We start from the raw sequence: 25,700 nt of genomic DNA, 5'->3' as shown, positions 1-25,700 counted from the left end.
AATCAAATCCAACTGGCTCAATATGAGCCAGCGACGAGGGGTTTATCTAACTACTTATAGATCAAGTAGCAGACGAGTTGGATCTTCTAAGAAGTCTTTAATAGCAACTAAGAAGCCAACTGACTCACGGCCATCAACAATACGATGATCGTAAGAGAGTGCTAGGTACATCATTGGCAGGATTTCAACCTGACCATTGACTGCCATTGGGCGATCTTTAATGGCATGCATGCCTAAGATTGCGCTTTGTGGCAGATTTAAAATCGGAGTAGACATTAACGAGCCAAACACGCCGCCGTTAGTCACGGTAAAGTTACCGCCAGTCATATCTGCAACAGATAATTTACCGTCACGACCTTTGATAGCAAGTTCACGCACCGCTTTTTCAATTTCAGCTAAGTTCATCGTATCTGTGTCACGCAGTACTGGAGTTACCAGTCCACGAGGCGTTGATACAGCAATGCTGATATCAAAATAGTTGTGATAAACAATATCATCGCCATCAATTGATGCGTTAACTTCAGGGAAACGCTTAAGCGCTTCAGTTACCGCTTTGATATAGAAAGACATAAAGCCTAAACGAATACCGTGGCGCTTTTCAAAGATATCTTGATATTGCTTACGGATATCCATAATTGGCTTCATGTTAACTTCGTTAAACGTGGTTAACATAGCGGTAGAATTTTTAGCTTCTAACAAACGCTTAGCGATCGTTTTACGTAAACGAGTCATAGGCACGCGTTTTTCGCTACGACCTTCTAACGGTGCAACCGGTGCCGCTACTGCAGCTGGTTTGCTAGCAGGTGCTGATTTAGCAAATGCTTCTACGTCTTCTTTAGTGATACGTCCGCCAACACCAGTACCTTTAATTTTTGCAGCATCAAGATTATGCTCAGCAATTAAACGGCGTACTGATGGACTTAATGCATCATTTGACTCGTCAGAAGTTGGCTCTGGTGCAGCTTCAGCAGCAGGCGCAGTCGCCTCAGCTTTAGTCACTTCTTGTCCAGACACAGCGCCAGCAACAAATCTTGCGATAACTTGCTCACCTAAAACGGTGTCGCCTTCTTCAAATAATAATTCAGAAATTGAACCGTCTTCTGGTGCAACAACTTCTAGAACAACTTTGTCGGTCTCGATATCAACTAAGTTTTGATCGCGAGTGACCGCCTCACCAGGTTTAACATGCCAAGTAGCAATAGTTGCATCAGCAACTGATTCTGGTAATACGGGTACCTTAATTTCGATACTCATGGAAAGCTTCCCTTATATAAATTATCTATTACGACAGTTTTAATGCGCTATTTACTAATGATTCTTGTTGCTGTACGTGCAATCCAGGATAACCACATGCTGGTGCTGCTGACGCTTCACGACCAGCATAAGTTAGTTGAGCGCCTGCTGGAATATTAGCCCAGAAGTGATGCTGACTACAGTACCACGCACCTTGGTTTTGAGGCTCTTCCTGACACCAAACAAAATCAGTAACATGTTGATATGTTTCTAAAGCAGCACGCATTTCCACATCAGGGAAAGGGTACAACTGCTCAACACGAATGATGGCAACATTAGTGATATTCTCTTTGCGACGTTTTTCAAGCAACTCGAAATACACTTTGCCGCTACAGAACACTACGCGATCAACTTTACTTGCATCTAAGGTATCAATCTCGCCGATGATATTTTGGAAAGTACCTTCAGCAAGTTCTTCTAAGGTAGACACTGCTAATGGATGACGCAGTAAAGATTTAGGCGACATAACCACTAATGGACGACGCATTGGACGCACCACTTGACGACGCAACATGTGATAAACCTGCGCCGGTGTTGATGGCACACACACTTGCATATTATGGTTAGCACATAATTGCAAGAAGCGCTCTAAACGTGCACTTGAATGCTCAGGCCCCTGACCTTCATAACCATGAGGTAATAACATAGTCAGACCACATAAACGGCCCCACTTTTGCTCACCAGATGATAAGAATTGGTCAATAACCACCTGCGCACAGTTAACAAAATCACCAAACTGCGCTTCCCAAATAGTCAAACCAACTGGTTCAGCTGTTGCATAGCCATATTCAAATGCGAGTACTGATGCTTCAGATAAAACAGAGTCAATAATATCAATCGGGGCTTGTTCTTCGGCCACATTACGCAAAGGTAAATAGGTTGTACCGTCTTTTTGATTATGCAATACCGCATGACGATGGAAGAAAGTACCACGGCCTGAATCTTGACCGGTAATACGGACACGTTTGTTGTCTTCAAGGATAGAAGCATAGGCTAAGGTTTCAGCAAAACCCCAATCAAGTAACTTCTCACCTTTTGCCATTAATACGCGATCAGCACAAATTTTAGCAACACGTGACTGTAATGCATGGCTTTCTGGAATATCAACTAACTTATTAGCTAAATTCTGTAAGCGCTCCATCGACATTGAACCAGCGTATTCTTCATCCCATTCGCGATTTAAATAAGGAGTCCAGTCAACAGTATGCAACGTCATTGGACGCCACTCTTTAACCACACAATCACCCGCATCTAACGCATCACGGTAATGGTTAATCAGCCCGGTCACTTCATCAGCAGGAATACTGTTTTCAGCGATCAATTTATCAGCATAAATTTTACGTGGCGTAGGGTGTTTTTTGATTTTTGCGTACATTAACGGCTGAGTAGCGCTAGGCTCATCAGCTTCGTTATGGCCATGACGGCGATAACAAACTAAATCAATCACCACATCACGCTTAAACTCGTTACGGTAATCCACCGCAAGCTGCGAAATAAACGCAACCGCTTCAGGATCATCTGAGTTAACGTGGAAAATAGGTGCCTGAACCATTTTAGCGATATCAGTACAATATTCAGTTGAGCGTACGTCAGCATGGTTAGATGTAGTAAAACCAACTTGGTTATTGACCACAATGCGGATACTGCCACCCACTTTGAAACCGCGGGTTTGAGACATATTAAATGTCTCTTGTACAATACCCTGCCCGGTAATAGCTGAATCACCATGAATTGTAATAGGCATAACTTGTAAGCCATCTTTACAGCCGCGACGATCTTGACGAGCGCGTACGGAACCGATAACCACAGGGTTAACGATTTCAAGGTGTGATGGGTTAAAAGCTAACGCTAAGTGAACATTACCACCTGGCGTTTCAAAATCTGATGAGAACCCTTGATGATACTTAACATCACCTGAACCATGTGTGTCGGCATGCTTGCCAGCAAACTCGTCGAATAACTCTCCAGGACGCTTACCAAGAATGTTAACCAATAAGTTTAAACGGCCACGGTGAGCCATACCTACGACGATTTCTTTAGTTCCAGCCTCACCGGCACGGTAGATGATTTCGCGCATCATTGGAACAAGCGCATCACCACCTTCTAAAGAGAAACGTTTAGCACCTGGAAATTTTGCACCTAAGTATTTTTCAATACCTTCAGCAGCATTTAGGCCTTCAAGAATACGTTTTTTAACCGCACTGTCATAATTAGCCTTACCTAAGGTTGGCTCTAGACGTTGCTGGATCCAACGTTTTTCGTCGGTATCAGTAATATGCATATATTCTGCACCAATCGAACCGCAATAGCTGCTCTTAAGGGCAAAAACAATATCCGCAAGTTTCATGGTTTCACCGCCTAAAGCGAATGAACCCGTGTTGAACTCACGCTGCATATCTTCAGCGGTTAAGCCGTGGTAAGCAGGGTCTAGCTCTTGAACCGCATCACGATTCCACATACCTAATGGATCTAGGTTAGCATTTTGGTGACCACGGAAACGATGAGCATTAATTAATTGCAGTACTTTAACCTGTTTAGCATCTAGCTCAGGGTCACTGACACGAGCAGCACCTTTTGCACGGCTTTCTAAGGCTAAACTACGGAAATAGTCACGAACTTTAGAGTGGGAAACCTCAGGTACTTCAACAGAATTACCATTAACAGGTGGGAGATTATCAAAAACGACCTGCCAATCAGCAGAAACTGATTGAGGATCTTCTTGATAGGCTTCATACATCTCTTCTACATAGGTCGCATTCGAACCACTTAAGTGAGACGACTCGAGCCAGGCTTTCATGATGCCTTGGTGCATTGTTATTCCTTTCAAACTTGATACACGTGCTAGCCATAATGCATAACAATTAACATAATCGCCATGCTTAACTTCTATCTCTGCCAAAGACTTGTACTAAATAACGGATCTAACAAATTAATGACAAAGGTAATCCGTAAACACACAAAAGAGCCATCTCCAATATGAAGATGACTCTCATAAAGAGCTAATTAAATGAATTTAAAGGCTCTTCTGTGTTCATTAAACAGCTCGTTTCAATAGCATTGACTTGATATGACCAATGGCTTTAGTTGGGTTGAGCCCTTTAGGACAAACATCAACACAGTTCATAATTCCGTGACAACGGAATACACTGTAAGCATCGTCAAGCTCAGATAAACGCTCTTCAGTAGCGGTATCGCGGCTGTCAATTAAGAAACGATAAGCATGTAATAAACCACTTGGTCCAATAAACTTATCTGGATTCCACCAGAAAGAAGGACAAGCTGTAGAACAACATGCACACATGATACATTCGTATAAACCATCTAAGTGCTCACGCTCTTCAGGTGATTGTAAATGTTCACGCGCTGGTGTTTTTTCGTCATTGATCAAGAAAGGCTTAATTTTCTCATACTGTTTATAGAACTGAGTTAAATCAACCACCAGATCTCGTACTACTGGCATGCCAGGTAGCGGACGAATTTCAATTTTCTTACCTTTGAAGGTAGAAAGAGGCGTAATACACGCTAATCCATTCTTACCATTCATATTGATACCATCACTACCACACACACCTTCACGGCATGAGCGACGGAATGCTAAGGTAGAATCTTGTTCTTTCAGCTTAATTAATGCATCTAACACCATCATATCAGTGCCATCTTGCACTTCTAAGATGTAATCCTTCATGTATGGCTTAGTATCTACATCAGGATTATAACGATACACTGCAAATGTTAACTTCATCTTTGCAACTCCTGCTTAGTAAGTACGTTTCTTCGGAGGGAAGGCTTCACGTAACTTAGGCGCCATATTAACATCACGTTTAACCATTGATGTATCAGCTGGGTCAAATAAACTGTGGCATAACCAGTTATCGTCATCACGTTCTAAGAAGTCTTCTCGAGAATGCGCACCGCGGCTTTCTGTACGGAAGTTAGCAGCATATGCTGTTGCTAACGCTGTAGCCATAAGATTATCAAGCTCTAAACATTCAATACGTTGAGTGTTGAACTCTCTCGAATTATCAGAAAGTTTAGCGTTTTCTAAACGTTTTTGAATTGCTTGAAGCTGCTCTAACCCTTCCGCCATTGCTTTACCAGTACGGAAAACAGAGAAGTTTAGCTGCATACAAAGCTGTAAATCTTTACGAATTACAGTCGGGTCTTCGCCATCTTTATTGCTTTCCCAGCGGTTTAAGCGCGCTAAAGAAGCATCAATATTGGCAGTTGAAGCTGCTTTTGGATCGGCTGTCTCATCCAGTGCTTTACCTAAATGTTGACCAGCTGCACGACCAAATACCACTAAATCTAACAGTGAGTTACCACCTAAACGGTTAGCACCATGTACAGATACACAGGCAATTTCACCGACAGCGAACAAACCGACAACTTCAGATTCTGTGCCGTCTTTGTCCATGCGGATAACTTGACCGCTGACTTTAGCCGGTAAACCGCCCATCATATAATGACAAGTCGGTAACACTGGAATTGGACCATCGGCCGGATCAATGTGAGCAAAAGTACGAGATAGTTCACATACACCAGGAAGACGCGCTTCAAGGGTTTCTTTACCTAAATGATCAAGCTTAAGTAATAAATGTGGACCTAAAGGACCATCTAAACCACGACCTTCACGAATTTCAGTCATCATTGAACGTGCTACCACGTCACGTGATGCTAAATCTTTTGCGTTTGGCGCATAACGTTCCATGAAACGTTCGCCATCTTTGTTGAGAAGATATCCACCTTCACCACGACAACCTTCAGTAACCAAAACACCTGCACCAGCAATACCCGTTGGGTGGAACTGCCACATTTCCATGTCTTGTAACTGAACGCCAGCACGTGTTGCCATACCCACGCCATCACCCGTGTTGATATGAGCATTGGTAGTTGATGCGTAAATACGCCCTGCACCACCCGTGGCTAAAATAGTCGCTTTAGCTTTGAAATAAACAATATCACCGGTTTCAATTTCAATGGCTGTACAACCGACAATCGCACCGTCATCATTTTTAACAAGATCTAATGCATACCACTCAGAAAACACTTGAGTTTTATGCTTTACGTTTTGCTGATATAAACAATGAAGCAATGCATGACCTGTACGATCTGCTGCTGCTGCTGTACGCGCCGCTTGCTCGCCACCAAAGTTTCTTGATTGGCCACCAAATGGACGTTGATAAATCGTGCCGTCTTCAAAACGTGAGAAAGGTAAACCCATGTGCTCAAGTTCGATAATGGCTTCTGGGCCGGTTTGACACATAAATTCGATCGCGTCTTGGTCACCGATAAAATCGGAACCTTTAACCGTATCGTACATGTGTTGTTCCCAGTGATCTTCATGCGCATTACCTAACGCAACAGTGATACCACCTTGCGCAGATACGGTATGAGAACGAGTAGGAAATACTTTTGATAAAAGCGCACAGCTTTTACCTTCTTTAGAAATCTGTAATGCTGCACGCATACCAGCGCCACCGGCGCCAATCACGATTGCATCAAATTCGCGTACTGGAATACTCACTTATACACCCCACACTATTACGATGCCGGCCGCTAAATAACTGAATGCGGTCACAACAAAGATAAACTGTAATACACCACGTAACGAAGTGCATTTTACATAGTCAGTCAATACTTGCCATACACCAATCCACGCATGGACAAGCAAAGCAACTAAGGCTAACAGTGTAAATACTTTCATCGGCAATGTGCTAAATAAGCCATGCCAAATCTCGAAAGTCAGTGGAGAACTACACGCGATAAATCCCACCAAAAAAACAGTATAACAAGCTAGGATTACCGCACTGGCACGTAGTAAAATATAGTCATGGACACCACTGCGTCCAAAACTTGCTGCGTTAGTTACCATACCCAAATCCCCGCTATGATAGAAAAGGTTACTGCTAAAGCAAACATCACTTTAGCTGAAGCAATACCTGAAGCTAGCTCTTCCCAACGGCCAGTATCCATAATCAAATGGCGTATGCCACCTAATAAGTGATATCCAAGCGCGGTTAGAATGCCCCAAAGGATGAACTTCATTACGAAACCATCAAACAAGGTTTGTACGCTAGCGAAGCCTTCAGCAGAAGTTAAAGTAGAATTTAACAACCACAAAAGAATACCAATAGCGAATAGCATGATGACACCGGAAATGCGGTGTAGGATAGATGCGATAGCTGTCGCAGGGAAGCTTATCGTCTGCAGGTCTAGATGGACAGGTCTTTGCTTTTTCACGTTCTGCTCACTCAGCTCCATTGAGCATTATTTTTTTATGTATCTCTTTTTTGCTTTAAACACATCAAGGTCAAAAAATGTTAATTACATTAATTGAGCAAAAAAGACATTACTATCAAACATCTAACCAATTGAGAAATCACTAGTTTAGTTTGTAAAGCAATCATTTCTAAAGTGTGATGTTTGTCGCCCTTAGGGACGAAGGCAAGTATACTCGTGAGAATTCTCAAATACAAACATCACATTATCCAATTTATGTTTTTTTATGATTTTTTTATTCTAAAGCCTACACCACAGGGCTTTTAGCGCGAGATATACCTTGGTCTAACAAATTTAAACGCTTATTTAAATTGATCTGTCATCCCTATTCACTGTAAAGTAATGTCCGCTTAACATGCCGCACTCATAGATAGAGAATGACGTAAGGAGAACGGGGTATGGCTGATAATATAGCCAAATTAGAGTTACCAGGTAACGATTCAATCGACTTACCAATTAAGAAAGGTACTGAAGGGTTTGATGTAATCGACATCAGTACATTAGGAAAGAAAGGTTATTTCACTTTCGATCCAGGCTTTCTAGCAACAGCTTCTTGTGAGTCTGCAATTACATACATCGATGGCGACCAAGGTATTTTATTACACCGTGGTTACCCAATTGATCAACTTGCAACTGAATCAACTTATTTAGATTTATGCTACTTGCTATTATACGGAGAGCTACCGTCTAAAGTTGATTTCGAAAAGTTTGAAGCCACAGTGAAAGAACACACTATGGTTCACGAGCAAATCGCTTTCTTCTTCCGCGGTTTCCGTCGTGACGCACACCCAATGGCAATGCTTTGTGGTGTGACTGGTGCACTGTCTGCTTTTTATCAAGATTCTCTTGATGTAAATAATTCTAAGCATCGTGAAATTGCTGCTTATCGTTTGGTGTCAAAAATGCCTACGATCGCCGCAATGTGTTACAAATACTCAATGGGACAACCTTTTGTTTATCCACGTAACGATTTAAGCTATGCGGGTAACTTCTTGTCGATGATGTTTGCTACTCCGTGTGAAGAGTACAAAGTCAATCCAGTTGTAGAAAAAGCAATGGACCGTATTTTTGTACTGCATGCTGATCATGAGCAAAATGCATCTACATCTACTGTCCGTTTAGCAGGTTCTTCAGGTGCTAACCCATTTGCGTGTATCGCTGCGGGTATTGCGTCATTATGGGGCCCTGCTCACGGCGGCGCAAACGAAGCTTGTCTTGCTATGCTTGAAGAGATTGGTTCAGTGGATCGTATCCCTGAGTTTATCGCTAAAGCGAAAGACAAAAATGATCCATTCCGCTTAATGGGCTTCGGACACCGTGTTTACAAGAACTTCGACCCTCGCGCAAAAGTGATGCGTGAAACCTGTCATGAAGTGTTAAATGAACTTAAAGTCGTTGATCCATTACTCGATGTAGCAATGGAACTAGAGCGTATTGCACTTGAAGATGAATACTTTATCTCTAAGAAGCTATACCCGAACGTTGACTTCTATTCTGGTCTTATCATGAAAGCCATTGGTATCCCTAATGATATGTTTACAGTGCTATTTGCATTGTCACGCACCGTTGGTTGGATTTCACATTGGAAAGAAATGTTAGATCAACCAGGCCATAAAATTAGCCGCCCTCGTCAGTTATATACTGGTGAATCTGCACGTGAATTTGTGAGTTTAGACAAACGTTAATTTGTAATTAATGTTTAAATAAAAAGCGCCGAAAGGCGCTTTTTTATTCGTTTAATTATTTAAAAATACTAAACATGTGACTTCTCGAATGCCTTCTTAGCCTCGTCTTTCGCCATACCATACTTCTCTTGCATTTTACCTTGAAACTTCTCAAGGTTGCCGTCTATTTCCTGTAAATCATCATCAGTTAACTTCCCCCAATGCGCTTTAAGTGAACCAGACGCCTGTTTCCATTTACCTTCAATAATGTCGTTATTCATAATGATATACTCCTTCATGTAACAAAAATCGCTGAATAAGTCTGTTAGACCCTTTTAACCATCAAGTTATTAATAAAATCTTAAATAATGATAAGTATTAAAATGCCTAGTTTTTCTTTAACTGTTGCAAGGTTTTCATTTCGTCATGCATAGATTGCGCATCTACTCTAATATTAGTCAAAATAAGTAATGCCTGACCTTGTTGGTTTTTAGCTATTGCGTCATCTAACACTTCAAGTACCTTATCTTCAACCTCTTCAAGTTGCTTTATATAGGTGTAATCTTCATCACTTGAGAACATTGCCACAAACTTAGTGTATATCTTACGAGTCTCTACCGCGATAGAATTCCCATCTTCAATTTCTCCCTGTTCGGCAATAGCTAGCGGTTGCAAAGCTTGAATAGCAGCAGCCTTTTTGGTAGCCATTTTTGTGAAAGTACCTTTAAGTGAGCTGCTATTAACTTTTTCTACAGCATCTTGATAGAAATCTACACCTGCTCTCATTACTTGAATAACGTCTGCTACATTCTCTACACTTGTTTTTTGATTTAACATATTAACTCCTGTTTTGACTGTACCACTAACTATTGCTAGCTTACTTTCTTTGAAGCAATAAACACTCCAATTTTAAAATTATTTTATCCACTTGATTTAATTAAAAAATAAATTAATAAAATACTTTGGTAATCTGTAAAAACATGAAGAATTTACAATCAACATGAAATTTTTACACTCTCGATTTCAATGTAATTAAATACAAAGTCATCAAGATAATTTTATTGGATGCATAAATCGTTAACTGAACCACCTCACCAAAAATTTATCAGTAAAGTGTTATAGCTTGCTGTATTTTACACAGTAGTTAATGACAAATTTACTGGCCCACCTTGCTGCAACCATTTCTGTATTAATTATAATAAGAGACTTAATCCCCACAGGCACAATGCCAGAGTTGTTAAAAAAATCATGGCTTTGACTTTATTTTTTTTGATAAGATACTCGGCTTGATTACCTGTGCAATAAACCACAATGGCTAATCCAAAATAACGAATTGAACGCGCAATCGCTGAAGCGATTAAAAACAACATTAAGGAATACTTTGTCGCTCCAGCTGCCAACATGGCGATTTGAAATGGAATGGGTACAATACCAACCGTGATCACAAACCAGAAACCTTGGTCCAACATCTTTTGTTGTACATTAGAAAATTGCTCAGGGTTTGAAAATGTATTAATTAGCCAATCCCCAAAAGCATCAAATAAATAATAACCCACACCATAACCACATAAAGCCCCCAGGATACAACCTACCGTTGCCATTAGCGCAATAACCCATAATCTGTCACGACGGGCTTGCATTAATGGTACTAATACAGCTTCTAGTGGAATAGGCACGATGATCGACTCGAAAAAAGACGCGATGGTAATGCCACTTAACATATGCTTTGAATATATAAATTGATGTGTTTTTTGTTTCAGCGTTTTGCGAATAGGCATAACACTCCTTTTAATTTCATACCATAACGAGATTAATTTATAGATTTGATACATTACCAAATATAGTCAAACACTCACTTATCAATATATTGTAATTTTTTCACAGAAAATGATAAAAATTACATTTAAACTGCCATTAATCGTTTGCTTTTTAAACGAAACCGCCGTTTATTCTGTTATTTTATATTGGCATAAGACTTGTATATATCAATACATCTGGATTATCAAATTCAGTAAAGGTAATGAAAAATGACTATGGAGTATGTAATGAAAAAGACAATATTAGTAGCAGCACTTATTACCGCGGGTTTTTTAAGCTCTAGCGCACAAGCAGAAACATATAACCCAGAAGTTGATGCACAGGGATTCTACGTCGGAGCTGACTACGGTTTTTTACGGGTAGAGGGTGACGAAGAATTTGATGACAATAAAGGCGCATATCAAGTATTTGCCGGATATGGATTAAATCAATACATTGCTGTTGAAGGTAGCTACATTGATTTTGGTCGTTATGGTAATGATTTAGCGAATGCAGATACCGATGGCTATTCCCTAGGCCTAAAATTAGGTTTGCCAGTAACCGATAACATCAGCCTTTATGTCCGTGGTGGTCAGCTATGGTATAAGACTGATTATTCTGTTCTTGGTGTTAGCGACAGCACTGATGATGAAGGTTTATTTGCTGGTGTAGGCGTCAGCTACCATGTTAACAAAAATTGGACTGTTAAAGCTGACTACACATTATATGATAATGACTTAGATATTGAGAGCGCAGCAGATGATATTGATAATGCTAACTTCTCAACCGATTTAAAATTTGCTTCCATCGGGGTTGAGTACAAGTTTTAATCATAATATGTTGGCAGAATTAGTCCTATATTTTATGTAAACATCATTCAACGACTTCAACACAAAATGTGTTGAAGTCGTTTTACCATCATCTGCTAGATATAGATTTAATAAAGCTAAAGCATGTTAATATTACTAGTCGATTTTGGTATAGCTCTGCGATATCCAATTTTCGATTATTTACTATTAAGTGTTTTTTTAATATCTTCCATCTGCTTTATAAGCAATGATTTATAAATAGCATCATCTTCATGTTCAATGAGAAACTGCAGGTGTTCTGAAGCTTTACGCCAGTTTTCTAATTCTTTATAGATATTATAAAGCTCTTTATGAACTGAATTTAACTTTCCTCTAGAAATAGATTTTCTATTTTCGTGATTTAAATATTGATTATAAAGTATAATCGATTTATTAAGGTCTATCTCAACAAATGAGCCTGTGGAATAAATCCAAGCCAACTCGGAAATAGCTTCAAAATTACCCTGTCTAACTTGATTTATGGCTTCCTCAACATAGCGACTTCCATCACCTGTGTGATACCCAATGTAAAGCAGAGAGTGCCAACTCCCCATGTTGTATGCTTTTTCACACCATTGTTCAAGTTTATAAGGCGCGTACATTAAACTTTTTGAACACTGCTGCGCTGCCAAATTTACGGTTAAGTTGGGATCGTTAATATCAACATCAGGCCATAAGCCGCTTGCGGATGAGCTATTTGATAGAGAGGTTATAAAAAGTAAAAAAAGCGCCATCTTACCTACCATACCAATGCTCCTGAGGAAGAAACACGCTTCTCTGGAATATGTATTTGAAATGACATTACAGCGGCTTTATGTGGAAATCCTTCTCTATAAAAATATTCTTGCTTAAGATCAATGCTTTCATCCGAAGTGTTCCGACAATCCCTTTCTGACAGGCACGTGATACCGCCGATATAATCTATAAACCTGACTTTTTGAATACCTTGCTTCTTAATTAAAGTATCAAGCCCTTCTTGAAAAGCTGCAGCTTCTACGGCATGCCAACGACTCATAAAAGCAACGATTCGATTCTGGTTTGACTCTTTTAAAATAGTACCAATCGTAGAAGCCCAAGAGATATTCCGCTTAGTATGAGTATCGAAGCATAACTTTGCTTTTGCATGATCATAGCTACAGACATCATCTAATATACTCATTTCATCCACAGTCATATCCAGCGCAATTATTTTTAAACCGACTGTTCTTGCGGCTTTTACGAGTTCGCCGTATGAATGAGGTACTAAATAACCATGTGTCCAATATTGATCGAAATATTTTTGTATAGCATTAAAACCTTTACCTGTTCGCTGATAAAAATCTATTTTTTCTTGCATTATCTTAGGTAACATTTCTATTGCGAAATGGGTAAACCCTGCTGCTTTCAATTGTTTAAGTGCCTTTATCGCCTCATATTTATAGCCTGCTGTATTGTGATTAGACTCTCCTATCATCACCAATCTAGCATCACCAGCTATTTTTTTATAGTTTACATCTTTGTTAATCTGACTCATTACATATCCTTATGTTTTGTTTAAAGTTAATTCCATTAAATTGGATCACTATTTACCCGTTACTTGAGATTTTTAAAATAAAGACTTATAAGTTGAAGACGTTTTTATTTATCTTTATAAAAATGAAAATATCTGAATTCAAAAAATGAACTAATTACAGCCATATCACGCTTTATAGTAATAGTATAAGAGCAAACGTCATAACTAACTATTTCAACCACGAATCGTGAATGGCGATGTAACTAGAGTTCATAACATCTACTTAAATGACATAATGTCTATTTACAATCTACTAAAAATCTTCAATAGACCCCAACTGACTAAAACCTGACTCATCACAAAGCCAATATTCTTTTTTACCATTTTTTTGTATTGTTACTGATGTTTCTTTAGTAATCATATTAAGTTCTTCGCTGTAGTAGTCACTCACGATAACTTCACTGTCGCCGTGTGTGAAAGTCATACTGTGCTCTGTAACTAAAGAGCGATGGTAGCTCGATTTACTCACATCACTAATTAATGCTGCATTAGCAAACTTTGAGTTTTCAATATTGAATTGCGCTAATTTAAACGAGTTATCCATTTTACTAATAACAACATCTATCGATTTAGGCTGATCAGCGTGGCATTTAAATATAATTTCTGCCTTATCAAGCTGAGAAGCACTACATGATGCAACTAAAAAGAAGGGAAAAAACCACAAAGCGTTAGAGAATTTACTTTTTGTCATATTTTTCAAATGCCTTCTGCAATTTAACATCATACTTATTCTGTTTGTACTGCGAACCGTTATAACCTTTCGCAAATGAAGCCCAGTCTAGCGTTATTAGGAACTTTTCTAGCCCTTTATTCTTTACAAAGCTAACGAAAGCATCAAGCTGTTTTCTTTCTGAGCTGAACATTGCTTTAACAAAAGCTTCTACGCTAGTAAAACCTGACTCACTATAATTAAAGCCCATAATTTGAAAGCGCCCCCATGAAGTCGACTTCAAAGCCTCTGAAGTATCTAAACTCATGGCAATTTCAAGCCTTGCATACTCTTGGGAGCCACCGGTGTATAAGCTTCGATTCCAGGTTCTGCTGGATACAGCTGGATGACTTGAATCATACTTGTGATTTGTCAAACGAGAAAATATATGGGCTTCATAGAGAATTTTTGGCTTTCCATTTGAAAAAAATGCATCACCAGAAGACTCAACGTCCGCAACAGCTTTAATAGCAGCGACTTTACAGCCAAGTTGATTGGCAATATCTAAATAATCTGACTCAGATAACATTTGAGTTTCAATAGATACTATCGGTAATTTATAGGTGACCATACTTAAAGTCGTTAATAGCTTCTCATTCATTTTTCGATGAGTTCGACCATTTACGTCAATTTTGCCATCTGGACGTACCATGTTGAGTATTTTACTTTGAAATAGCTTTATCGCAGCAACGGTTTTAGCGCTTTCAGGCCTAGAGCCTAAACGGCCATCAACAATTAATGATTTTGTAGGCGGGATAAGTTTGAGTAATTTATTTAATGCAATTTTTACTACTTTTACATCGTTTAAATTGTTAGTGCCACCCAGCCCGACAGCTTGAGTTATTTTTATTGATGACATCGTATTATCCTTGTCATTGTTGTTTTTAATAAAAGGTGAAATCTGAAAAAAGGCCAATTAGAGTGAATGGTCATATTATTGATAATTTAAATTATAGCTATTTTAAATTGCTCTTTCTGAGATGATTATGTCTTTCAGCTCTTCAGCTTTTAAATAGAAGCAATGACTTTCTTTTATTTTACGAACCCATCTAAAATCAATAACTCTTTCACCATAATAGGCACCTGCTAGTTGACCATATACTGCTCCAGTTGTATCTGCATCCTCACCTAAATTGACCGCTAACAGTGCACCTTTTTCAAATGAATCACTATGGAAAAATGCCCACAATACAGCTTCCAAGGTATGCATTACATATCCACTCGCTCGAATATCTTTTGCTTTTTTGTTCTTGTATTCTTCTTCTTTTATTAATTTTAGTACCGAATCACAAAGTGGATTTTGTTCCCAATACTCATCAATAGGTGTATATAACCCATTAAGTAATACATCTTTTGATATCCCATGTAACGCGCCCCACATGAGGCCGCTAAAATATCTACATGCATCAACAGCTTCAATTGCACCATGAGTTGTCATTGAACTTAACGCTGCGTACTTAATCGTATTTTCAAAATTATTAAAGTAACGAATAGGAATGGGGGCAATCCGCATGAGGGAGCCATTCCCCGCAGACATTGGAGCTGTATCACCAGATAAAGGGTCGCCTGTTTGCTGGTAACGTTTTAAAGCAGATACAACTGTATTACCAATATCAAAGCATTTTCCTGTTGCACTAAATACCCCGTCTTGCCACCATCTACAATATAAGTCCATTTGATCTTTTAAATCACACTGCTTAGTTCTAATAAGACTATGTGCCAAGCAATACATCATACTTGTGTCATCAGTCCATTCACCTGCTTTTAAATTAAATGGACCACCACCAACAATATCGGTTAAGGGCGGAAAAGAACCTGGTGCTTTAAATTCAACGGTAGTGCCTAACGCATCACCAATCGCACAACCGATTAAAGCGCCTCTAAAACGATTAATATCATCTTCACTATCAACATTAATACGTTGATAGTATCCTTTACACTCTTCGTCTGTAGGAGTCGGTTTTGCAATCCGGAAAACAAAGTACGATGACATCCATTGAGTTTTATGCGGCTCTCTAGAACCACTCAACTTATTTGTCATAAAAGGAAAACGAAGATCATTTGGAATTTTTTCTTCAAGTCTAATCATTTCTAAAATAAGCTCATCTGTTATTAGCTTACCTGTACGTTCATCATAATATTTTTTTTGTTCATAATTAAACTTCTTCCAATCTTATTCTGTGCTGTCCATTAAAGAATGATTTTGATATTACTCGAAATTTTGTCGAAGTTTTGAACAATATTTCTTTTTCATCAGCTTTTACAGCTGCGTTATCAGAAATATTTACACCTGTTTTGGATTTTATATAAATAATCGTATTACCATCAAAGACTTTAGCTACATCGCTTGTAGAACTTTTAAAGGCTTTTTCATGGTGTATGCCACCAACAGGAAACAATTCGTCTATCAATTCGTCTGTAAACTTATCACCTCGAAATACTTGGCCTTCGAATCTCAATTTAGGATTCTCGGCTAACTTTACTAACCCGTTATCTGCTTCCGCAACTAATGTAGACCACTTTGCTTTGTCTTCAGGAGAAAAACCTCTCAACCCCTTATTGATGGGCTCACATAAGTCTGTACTGTAAACTGAAATAGCTAAAAACTCTTCTCTAGTTAAGATCTGCATATCAGGATCAAGATAATAGTTCATTAGAACATGTTTTTTGAATTCTTCACCTTCTTTAAATATCAAACTGGTTATTTTATCCAGTTCAGTATCAATCAATTCATCTACAGTTGGTGCTTCATATTGGTCATCAATCGATTCATTTTGTGCTGCGACATGTTCAGTCGCTACCACAGAAGGAGATAACTCGAACAAAGATGCAACATTTCCGCTTGCTAAACCTTGTTTAATTTCTTTAGGTGTCAAAAAACCAATTTGAGCAGCTTCTAAAAGATCTAATTGAAGCTGTTTACTTATAGAACCTGTATCTACTGCATGGTTTAAAGCTTTATTAAGTGAAGCTTCCCCCTCTTTACACATCAGTCCAAACGGGTCCACCCAGTTCACATGATTCGGCGCATATTGATAATGGTTTATCCCGCCAACCAAGCCAATAGGGTCTTGATGTATAAAGCGTGCTTGCTGTGGGCTGTAGTACCTAAAGCGGTTGTAGTGTAAACCAGATTCGTCATCAAAGTACTGGCCTTGAAAACGGATTGGGTTAGTTATCTTGTCTTGCTTGGCTGCATCTTTAAAATCTGTATTTTCAATATATCTATCTTTAATAGACGTGCTTTCAATTGCCTGGCCGAACACGTCTTGCTGACTGCGCCAAACAATTTGGGTATTTTCATCCGTTAAGCAAATCGGGGTACCGAGTTGGTCTAGGTGATAATAATAAACCTGCCCTGCTTTAATCAGTGCGACTGGAGTAAAAGTATCAGGCTGATAAATGTACCAGGTGTATTCACCTAAGGTGCATTCGCCAATCAGCTGGTGATTGTCCCAAATAAAGTCGGTGCGACCGAGTTCAGTAATTTTTGCACTGCGACGACCTAGGGCATCATATTCGTATTGCGTCAGCTTGCCATTAACGTTGATTTGCACTAATTGGTTTAGACCATTAAAGCTGCGTTGTTGTTTATCGCTAGTGCCGATTTGGCTGATTTGGTTGCCACTGCCGTCATAACGATAATCGACCCCTGCCATGCTCATTAAGCGGTCGTTGTTTACCACTACATCATTGAGGTTTTTATTCGGTCTTACTGTTTCAGCTGCTTGACTGTTAGCCGTTTCATTAGCGCTAACATGATTGCAACTCATAGCTTGGCTATTGATGTCACTAGTACGAATAGCCTGCAGTGGGTTACCAAAAGCATCCCATTGGTATTGTTGACGAGCATTTGGTTGACCATCGGTACGATTAGCGTTTTGCTCTGGCAAACTTGAAACACTATTACTGATTAATTGACTGATTTTGTTATAACTAAACTGCTTAACTTCTGGTTTGTGGTTAATATGTTCAGAAGATTGACCATCTGTGACGCTAGCGTTGCCCTGCTCGCTTTCACAGCGTTGCAACTGGTGCTGTTTATCGTATTGATAACGTCTGGACTCAAATAATTGCGTCTCTTTTTGTGCATGTTGCCATGTCTGCTCAATTAATCTTGAATGAGCATCGTAAGCATAAGTGAGTTCAAGCTGATTACCCTGTATCGTTTTGTGCAATAATCCTGATGGCAGATAGTGATAATCCGCCAACTTTACATGCTGCTTCGATGGGCTATTGTCTGTAAAGCTAATGCCACTTAATTGACTGTTTTTATTGTATTGATAATCAATCTGTTGCCCGTCAGGTAACGTTAAGCCACTGCGATTGCCTGAATCATCATATTGATAGTCTAGTTGCCACTGGCTTTGTTGTACCTTGTTAATGCGTCCTTGTGAGTCGACAGTTTGCTGCACGGTACGATGTTGGTTATGAGCGCGGGTAATTTGCCCTATCGGATTATATTGATAAAAGTTCTGAGTATTGAGTAATGCAGATGTGGCACTGGGCTCAAGTTTTACATGGCTACTTTGCTGACAAATTCGCCCCATGGCATCACGCTTGAGCTCAACAAACCGAATATCACTGTCGTTAACCGCAATTAATTTGTCATTCGCGTCATATTGATAATGTTGCGCACGGCCATCAAAACCAATTAAGGTTTTAGGCTGTTCTGTTGGCGTGTACTCAATACGGTATTGCGCCCCGTCACTGCGTTCGATGCGATTTAAGTTACGCTCTTTATCGTAAAAAAACTTCAGCCAACTGCCATCGGCAAAGGTTTGTTGGCGCGGTTGGGCTAAACCGTCATAGTCGATAATGTTATCAATGTACTCACTATCGTTACTGAGTTCTTGTTCTCCAGCAGCATCAGCCTGTTGACGCTGACGAATAATACGTCCGGCATCATCGTATTGATAATAATGGCTAATGACTTCTTCAGGCTTATCTTGTTTCTCTTGTTGATAGGATTTACTTTCGACAATTTGGCCTTTAGTGTCACGAATAAATTCGGTCACTAAACCTTGGGGATCGATAGTGGCGTTTACTCGGCCTAATTTGTCATGACTAAAACGGGTTAATGCATCACCGACTTGCGTTGCCAGCAACTCACCATCTCGGTCCCAATGGTAGCGATGAACAACGCCATTAACATCGACTTTTTGCGTTAATTGCCCTGCATCATTGTATTGATATTGCAATTGACGACCATCAAAATGTTGCTCAGACAACAGTCTCCCGGTCGCATCGTAGTGCCTTTTAGCCACTCGGCCAATTGGATCATGGGTAACTATACGTTGCCCTAAACGATTATATTCAAATTGTGTGGTACCGCCATCGGCCTGAATAACTGCCTGTAATTGGCCTTCTACGTTATAACGATATTGAATACTATTACCACAACCATCAATGGTGGCCACTTTACGGCCGACACTGTCATATTGGTGCTGAAGAATAGTGCCATTGGCATTCTGATGTTCTGTTAGTAAACCTTGCGAATTATGAACAAAGCTTTCACTGTGTCCTAATGAGTCAACGCAGCTACTTTTAACACCTTGGGCAAGCGCCGTATATTCAAAATGATAATGATAAATATCATCATCACCCCATTGTTCAATACACTTGGCTAAATGATCTTGTCCGTCCCAGGCAAAGTGATGGTTAAAGCCTGAGGCACGGGTGCGGCGTTGCAATAAATACGTGGTGCTTTTGGGGCTGTATTGATGATCGCTATCGGGCGTAATATCGACCGACTTTACTTTGACATAATTGTAGCGCTCTACCCGGCCATAGCTGTCTGTGGCAGCAATTAATGCTTGGGCATCATCGTATTGATAGCTGGCCAACAAGTTCTGATGAACGTGCCTTTTACCTTCACTGTCTAACATGTACGAAGCAATTTTTAATACATTGCCCTGCGCATTGTAAAATAACAACACGCCCCGCTTGGGTCCTGTAGTAATTTGAGCTAAGCGCCCTTGATGATCATAATAAAGTTGGAAATATTGACCTTGATGGTTACTAATGGTCTCTAATTGCCATACTTCTTTACCTGCAACCTGCCTTTTTACAAACGCCCAGTGACTATCATCAGGTTTGATAAGTACATGGCGGCCATCAACTTGATGCACCAACGACCAACCTGTAGCAAGTTGAATACTGGTTTGTCCACGCTTAACGGTATCAAATACATGTACCCGGCCTTCGTCATCGGTTAACTCAAACCAATATTTTCCAGGCCTTTTGGGTCCGACTTTAGCTGGGGCTTGATATTGCTGCTCTAGCTGGACACAAAAATTATGTCGCCAACCAAAGCCTAGACCAACATTAGTGCGAGTTTTACTTGAACGATACAACCTGCGCCACGTTAACGGCATTAAGCCATTTAGCTCGAAGTCGATTAAGGGTAAAATTTCTTCGCCGCTAAGCATTGACACAGGATCGCTACGACATTCTTGCTGATCAATTGCTACTTCTGCCAGGGTATTATTTGTGACGGTTCCTGATTGCACTGAAGCTGTAGATTGTCCACCTTTATACTCTTTAGCCGCTTTTGTATTATTGACACTAGAACTTGCCGCTAAGGTTGCGGTTTCTGTTGATTGCTGGATCTGCTGTTTTGGTATCTCACTATAAACGCGCAGTAATGATCTTGTTATTGCTTCGTTTAATTTAGCGACAATATGACGTGGTTGTAAACGAGCTGTCAGCCCTGCATGGGTAACTAATTCTCTGCCTTGCATTAACGCATTTCTATCGCGAACTAAATGGGGTGAGACCTCTTGAATTAACTCAACGAGTTTATGTGGTTGCTCAAAGGTCAATAATTGAAACCCAGATGGTGTCGATGCACTAACAGGCGCAATAATGATATGACGATTATGACCTTTAAAACGAAAGTTACTCATTGTCATGCGTGTTTATGCCTTCTCTATCCATGAGTAGATTGCCAATCCTAAATGCAGTGTTTGAGACACTTCAAGTTGTAAGCTTATCCCTGACAAATCATGCTGCTGATAACGATTAAATAAATGTAAAAAGTTATATAAACCCGCTACGCTACCTATATGCCCGGTGAAAATTGTGGTTTGATTTATCTGACTTTCTTCGTCAATGTGTCCTGCTAATTTTTCATAAGCATTTAGCCAATTATCAATAACAATTTGATTAAAGCTTGGTAAATAAAGCTGATTAAACGCATTTTTATTTGTCTGAGTTGCTTGATAAAATAAGTTTTGTATTGTTTGGGTTTGCTGAACTAAGCTACTATTTTCTAGAAACAAGCCTGCAATATTCATCCCAGAATCAGTTGCTTCAATTATGGTGATAATTGCCGCTTCCGCAGGCTTTTGACCGACATCTTGTGTGTCATTCACCAATGCATTACTGCTTTCTAATTCAGCTAACGTAAAGTAAAGGCTATCCAAGGATATTATTACAGCACTGCTTTTTTGTTGCTCTTGCATCGATTCAAACGCATTTAACGCAAAGAATAATGAGGCACTGCCGTGGGGGAAAAAACGACATTGTGAATGGGTAAAGCAATGGGGGAAGCGCTGATGAAGAATGCTTACCCATTGCGTTAACTCAACAGCATCAAGGTTTGGCAGTAGCCACAATACCGGTTTATCTTTATAGACTTGCCAAACAAGCTCATTATCTAGTTCAATTTTCTCTAGTAAGCCCACTAATCGATTTATTTTGCTATCGGTTGCAAGCTCAGTGGCCATAGCTGCAACATAGTGCGTACCACTAATCTCTCGATAATTAAAATCTAAGGGTTCACTGTAAGGCAAGTTGAGTATTTGCGACAAGTCACTACTTGCCCCGACCACTATACGAGTATCATGTGTGCTAACTATCATGATGCTAACTTAAACTGTTTTGAAACAGGATTACTGATCACGCCTTGTAAACGCAGCTTATGTAACCTAGCAGCATGTTGATGCACAGGGCTTGAATGACTCATAATTTTATCAATCGTTTCAATACCGACTTCAATGCCGTTTATCATACGAACATTGGGCATTTTCGGTGCTAACAACAACCATCGATTAAGCAATTTAGCGCTATAAAACTGCAAATATTCACACCTTTTCGATTGATCATCTTCAAACTGCCACTGGTATGGAACGGCATGATCAAGTTCTGGACCCAAAATGGTTCTTAATGCTTTAAAGGCTACTAATGTTTGCGCGGGCTGCTGCATAGCTCGAGCAAGAAAAGGAACAAACTTGCTAAAGCCTGAGTAGCCCATTAACTCAATGACTCTATCGCCCATCACATTATCTTGGCTCATCAGATTAACAATTTGGGTTAACATGGTTTCTTCAAGTGAAGTGATAAATATGTCAAATAATGCACTATTACAAAGTGCTAATTCGACAAAGTCTGCATATAGCATGAGGGGTTCTTTTGGTGTATCCATAAGCATCTCAATGTACAAGGTCGTCATTGGTGTCATTGAAATATCTAAAACATCAGCACCTTCTTTACGTTTTAATCGCTTCCCTCTATAAAGACAGAACAACAAATATTGATGTATTTGAACCGACATTTTATTTGTTGTACTAAAAGGAATTTTGTCTATATTTTGTTGGCTTGCAATCAGCGCAAGGTAAGGTAAATATTTAGCAGAGTTCACGGCTGAATTTTCAAATAATTTTTGGAAAATGTTAACTTGTTCATCCGGAGCATGTTTATAGTGAAGTTGTAGCAGTAGCTGCACGATTACAAGTTGGTTTTCAATACTGTATTTCGTTTCACCCTCTAATGCTGAAACAAAATCGGTAGGTGTTTTTGCATTAAGTAAAGGCAGAGAAACCACTCCCTGTTGTAATAGCATTTTTAATGTGACTAATAATGATTGAGTATTATCTTCTAGATTTTTAGGCACACACTGAAATGACGACAAAAGAATTTGTCGTTGTGCTAATAGAAAATCAAAACTCTCAAGCAAACTCATCAATACTATCCTTGTATATTCAGCCGATCATCACTGTAGGATTTCCTACGATGATTTTTCCACCATGAGCCGTTCCATCACCTAATCGTGCAGCAGGTTTTCCGTTGATCATAACAGAGCTAGATCCTGCACTAATCGTATCAGGCGGTCCGACACAAATTAACTTATCGCCTTTTCGTGCCGCGGGCAAAGAACCGATTAGTACATTGCCTGACCCCATAATAATAGGACCTCCAACATGTGGGACGGGACCAGGATTAGTTTTGGGACAAAGGTGCATACAAGATAACGTTGCGGCGGGCATTCCCATCAAATATTCCTTTATTTGTTCTATGAAAACAGGTTAAGTGGACAAGTCAGTCTTTATCGATTGGAATAACCAATAGCAACCTTTGCTCAAATGCAATGGAAATTGCCGACACTAATTCGCATTCAGATAACTGAACGCCTGCATAGTCATCAGCTACCAGGTAATGATAAATACGGCTCAATATATCTGTTCCATTTCTCCAGCTATGGCGATTTAATAAGAACTGTTCGCCAAATGTTGCACTGACCCAAAATGACATATTGGGTAAATTTAATAGTGGATCTTGTGGCTTATCTACTGGCTTGCAAATTAAATGGGAATATCCGAATTGGCACACTAATTCATGCCCACGGCAAAATGCACCTAAATGACCAATTCCTGGATACTCGATAACAGACATAATTAATTCAACTTAATTTGAGCAGCTTTAAGCGCAATACTCGTTCCATTGACTTTAATATCAGTACCTTTAATCTTGATATTAGTGCCTTCAATTGAAATTGAGCCATCACTACTCATTTTAATACTTGCGCTACCCGTTTTAATAACAATTTCATTTCCGGCTTCAATGTTCAGCACTTTACCGACTTTGACTGTGTCATTATTGCTTATCTCAACCTTACGGTCATTGCCTACCTTGCCATTGTCATTGTTAGTTATATCGGTAAAGCGGTCATTACCTACTTTATCTTTTTGATCATTCTTAACATTAAGTTGATGGTCCTTCTCCGCTTGGAAAAATAACAACTCTTTGCCTTTTTCATCATCAAAACGAAGCTCATTGAAATTATCTGCGCCGCCATCTTTTGTGCTGTGAGATTTAATACCCGATTGTGTTTTTTTAGATGGCAATGCATATGGTGGCATTAAATCAGCGTTATACACTGCACCACTAATAATAGGTTGATCAGGATCACCATTAATAAACTCAACCAGCACTTCTTGCCCTACTCGAGGAAAGAAGAATGCGCCCCATTTGTTACCGGCCCAGCTTTGAGCAACACGGATCCAACATGAGCTTTTAGAATTAAATTCACCCTCTCTATCCCAGTGAAACTGCACTTTTACCCGACCAAACTTATCAATATGTTGTTCATCACCAGGCTCGCCAGTAACCACCGCGGTTTGAACGCCATTTATAAGTGGTTTTCGAAGCTGGGCCGTACTGCGATAAGCGATGGTATTAGGTACACATTCAAAATCATTTTGATAGACAGAGCCCGAACCACTCTGGCTTGCGCCAGATTGGTTCGGTTGTGTGGCAGATGTTCTCAATGCGCTAACAAGAAAACTCTTACCTTTGTAACTGCTGTTTTCATGATCTTTAAAAGTAAAGAACTTACCCACAGTAAAACTACGGCAGTCACTTTGACCACTGCATTTATTCATGTCTTTTTGACAGGCTTCAAGCTGATTATTTGCTACAGGTTGTGAGCGTTTATTGAATTCTGACTCACCTAGATACTCGAATACTTCGAGCGTTTTTTGCTCAGGTAAACTCGCTTTGGTATTACTGCCCGAAGGAAACTTTTTAGGCTGGGTATAATCATACCCTTTATTCATAAAGCCACCGCTAACCATGCTCATTCCCCCTTGCCAATGGGACACATGTGACTCGGCTAAATGGCCAGAAAAACAACGAACTTGGGCTTCATCACAAGCATTATAGGCAGTAATATCATCGGCCAATACCAACTTATGATCACTTAAGCTATGGTCAAAAAAGTAAAAAATACCCTCTTGTTGCAATAAGCGACTAATAAAATCTAAATCTGATTCGAGATACTGAACACAGTACTCATATTGAGGATAGCTCCGAGTGGTTTTATTTTGAAAGCTAACACCGTGCTGACCAAATAAATCGGTAAGAATATCAATGACGGACTTATTTTGAAAAATTCGACAATTGGTACGTTTTTTCATCAATGCTGCACGAGGTACAATAACAGCCTGATAATCAATATAATCTTCAGCGACATCGGATGCTGCTGTTCGCATTCCTGCGGATTCAATATGGCTTACCACTCCATGGAAGTATCGAACCGCTCCTGCACTTTGCGCATTTCGCAAAGTAATACACACATTCTTACCGACCAAATTTTCAAGGTTGATCTGCGTACCAACGGTAAACATTGACGCACTGATAGAGAATAGCTGTGACATGGCCTCAGTGGCAGTAAAATGTGTTAGGTAAAGGGTGTCCTTACCAAGAGGAGTGGTAATACTAATAATATTATTTTTTTGAGTGGCCTTAAGCATTCCTTGCCTCAGTCTTTTAAGATA

22 protein-coding genes are annotated in these 25,700 nt (G+C 39.6%); 2 read left to right on the top strand and 20 right to left on the bottom strand.

Annotated elements, in window-relative coordinates; translation table 11 throughout:
• Positions 1-54: 54 nt before the first annotated feature.
• The 6 genes from odhB to sdhC all read right to left on the bottom strand — a co-directional run bounded on the left by odhB (position 55) and on the right by sdhC (position 7,554).
• The gene (gene odhB / locus L0B17_RS09815) at positions 55-1,254 is read right to left on the bottom strand and encodes a 2-oxoglutarate dehydrogenase complex dihydrolipoyllysine-residue succinyltransferase (protein ID WP_235084444.1); all 1,200 of its coding nucleotides are present in this window, start codon (positions 1,252-1,254) and stop codon (positions 55-57) included.
• A gap of 28 nt (positions 1,255-1,282) precedes the next feature.
• Entirely contained in the window at positions 1,283-4,105 is a 2,823-nt protein-coding gene (gene sucA, locus L0B17_RS09810; protein WP_235084442.1) for a 2-oxoglutarate dehydrogenase E1 component, read from the bottom strand.
• A gap of 222 nt (positions 4,106-4,327) precedes the next feature.
• Positions 4,328-5,035, bottom strand: a complete 708-nt coding sequence (locus L0B17_RS09805; protein WP_235084441.1) for a succinate dehydrogenase iron-sulfur subunit — start codon at positions 5,033-5,035, stop codon at positions 4,328-4,330.
• A 15-nt stretch (positions 5,036-5,050) separates the two neighbouring features.
• Complete coding sequence (sdhA, locus tag L0B17_RS09800) at positions 5,051-6,817, bottom strand: succinate dehydrogenase flavoprotein subunit (RefSeq protein WP_235084439.1); 1,767 nt, start codon at positions 6,815-6,817, stop codon at positions 5,051-5,053.
• A complete protein-coding gene (gene sdhD, locus L0B17_RS09795; RefSeq protein WP_235084437.1) occupies positions 6,818-7,165 on the bottom strand; it encodes a succinate dehydrogenase, hydrophobic membrane anchor protein in 348 nt (115 codons plus the stop codon).
• Complete coding sequence (gene sdhC, locus L0B17_RS09790; RefSeq protein WP_235084436.1) at positions 7,159-7,554, bottom strand: succinate dehydrogenase cytochrome b556 subunit; 396 nt, start codon at positions 7,552-7,554, stop codon at positions 7,159-7,161. The genes sdhD and sdhC overlap by 7 nt, the downstream gene beginning before the upstream one ends.
• A 416-nt stretch (positions 7,555-7,970) precedes the next feature.
• Here sdhC and L0B17_RS09785 point away from each other — a divergent pair, with 416 nt between their 5' ends.
• Positions 7,971-9,257 (top strand): citrate synthase, encoded by a 1,287-nt coding sequence (locus L0B17_RS09785; RefSeq protein ID WP_235084434.1) that lies wholly within the window; start codon positions 7,971-7,973, stop codon positions 9,255-9,257.
• Between the two features lie 68 nt (positions 9,258-9,325).
• Here the strand turns inward: L0B17_RS09785 and L0B17_RS09780 are convergent, their stop codons facing one another.
• The 3 genes from L0B17_RS09780 to L0B17_RS09770 form a co-directional block, all read right to left on the bottom strand.
• Entirely contained in the window at positions 9,326-9,517 is a 192-nt protein-coding gene (locus L0B17_RS09780; RefSeq protein WP_235084433.1) for a CsbD family protein, read from the bottom strand.
• Between the two features lie 106 nt (positions 9,518-9,623).
• The gene (locus L0B17_RS09775) at positions 9,624-10,073 is read right to left on the bottom strand and encodes a PA2169 family four-helix-bundle protein (protein ID WP_235084431.1); all 450 of its coding nucleotides are present in this window, start codon (positions 10,071-10,073) and stop codon (positions 9,624-9,626) included.
• Between the two features lie 356 nt (positions 10,074-10,429).
• Complete coding sequence (locus L0B17_RS09770) at positions 10,430-11,014, bottom strand: YqaA family protein (protein WP_235084429.1); 585 nt, start codon at positions 11,012-11,014, stop codon at positions 10,430-10,432.
• Between the two features lie 267 nt (positions 11,015-11,281).
• Between L0B17_RS09770 and L0B17_RS09765 the strand changes: the two genes are divergently transcribed.
• A complete protein-coding gene (locus tag L0B17_RS09765; RefSeq protein WP_235084427.1) occupies positions 11,282-11,863 on the top strand; it encodes a porin family protein in 582 nt (193 codons plus the stop codon).
• 176 nt (positions 11,864-12,039) lie between these two features.
• Here the strand turns inward: L0B17_RS09765 and L0B17_RS09760 are convergent, their stop codons facing one another.
• The 11 genes from L0B17_RS09760 to L0B17_RS09710 all read right to left on the bottom strand — a co-directional run bounded on the left by L0B17_RS09760 (position 12,040) and on the right by L0B17_RS09710 (position 25,676).
• Positions 12,040-12,627, bottom strand: a complete 588-nt coding sequence (locus tag L0B17_RS09760; RefSeq protein WP_235084426.1) for a hypothetical protein — start codon at positions 12,625-12,627, stop codon at positions 12,040-12,042.
• Positions 12,621-13,394: a ChaN family lipoprotein gene (locus tag L0B17_RS09755; protein ID WP_235084424.1), complete on the bottom strand. Its 774-nt coding sequence runs from the start codon at positions 13,392-13,394 to the stop codon at positions 12,621-12,623. Before L0B17_RS09755 ends, L0B17_RS09760 begins: the two co-directional genes overlap by 7 nt.
• Before the next feature lie 292 nt (positions 13,395-13,686).
• Positions 13,687-14,124, bottom strand: a complete 438-nt coding sequence (locus tag L0B17_RS09750) for a hypothetical protein (RefSeq protein ID WP_235084422.1) — start codon at positions 14,122-14,124, stop codon at positions 13,687-13,689.
• Positions 14,111-15,001, bottom strand: a complete 891-nt coding sequence (locus L0B17_RS09745) for an N-acetylmuramidase family protein (RefSeq protein ID WP_235084420.1) — start codon at positions 14,999-15,001, stop codon at positions 14,111-14,113. Before L0B17_RS09745 ends, L0B17_RS09750 begins: the two co-directional genes overlap by 14 nt.
• A 102-nt stretch (positions 15,002-15,103) precedes the next feature.
• Positions 15,104-16,231 carry an ADP-ribosylglycohydrolase family protein gene (locus L0B17_RS09740; RefSeq protein WP_235084419.1) on the bottom strand — a complete coding sequence of 376 codons (1,128 nt, stop codon included), beginning with the start codon at positions 16,229-16,231 and terminating at the stop codon, positions 15,104-15,106.
• A 67-nt stretch (positions 16,232-16,298) separates the two neighbouring features.
• Positions 16,299-21,050, bottom strand: a complete 4,752-nt coding sequence (locus L0B17_RS09735) for an RHS repeat-associated core domain-containing protein (protein ID WP_235084417.1) — start codon at positions 21,048-21,050, stop codon at positions 16,299-16,301.
• A 12-nt stretch (positions 21,051-21,062) separates the two neighbouring features.
• Positions 21,063-22,007: a hypothetical protein gene (locus L0B17_RS09730; RefSeq protein WP_235084416.1), complete on the bottom strand. Its 945-nt coding sequence runs from the start codon at positions 22,005-22,007 to the stop codon at positions 21,063-21,065.
• A complete protein-coding gene (locus tag L0B17_RS09725; protein ID WP_235084415.1) occupies positions 22,004-23,107 on the bottom strand; it encodes a hypothetical protein in 1,104 nt (367 codons plus the stop codon). The genes L0B17_RS09730 and L0B17_RS09725 overlap by 4 nt, the downstream gene beginning before the upstream one ends.
• 19 nt (positions 23,108-23,126) lie before the next feature.
• Positions 23,127-23,417: a PAAR domain-containing protein gene (locus tag L0B17_RS09720; RefSeq protein WP_235084414.1), complete on the bottom strand. Its 291-nt coding sequence runs from the start codon at positions 23,415-23,417 to the stop codon at positions 23,127-23,129.
• A 46-nt stretch (positions 23,418-23,463) separates the two neighbouring features.
• The gene (locus L0B17_RS09715; protein WP_235084413.1) at positions 23,464-23,817 is read right to left on the bottom strand and encodes a hypothetical protein; all 354 of its coding nucleotides are present in this window, start codon (positions 23,815-23,817) and stop codon (positions 23,464-23,466) included.
• 2 nt (positions 23,818-23,819) lie between these two features.
• Positions 23,820-25,676: a type VI secretion system Vgr family protein gene (locus tag L0B17_RS09710; protein ID WP_235084412.1), complete on the bottom strand. Its 1,857-nt coding sequence runs from the start codon at positions 25,674-25,676 to the stop codon at positions 23,820-23,822.
• Positions 25,677-25,700: the final 24 nt, after the last annotated feature.

It is taken from the genome of Shewanella sp. OMA3-2 (assembly GCF_021513195.1).
In the GTDB taxonomy this organism is placed as follows: domain Bacteria; phylum Pseudomonadota; class Gammaproteobacteria; order Enterobacterales; family Shewanellaceae; genus Shewanella.
Note: the sequence above shows the minus strand (reverse complement) of the source record. Positions and strands in the feature narration are given on the sequence as shown.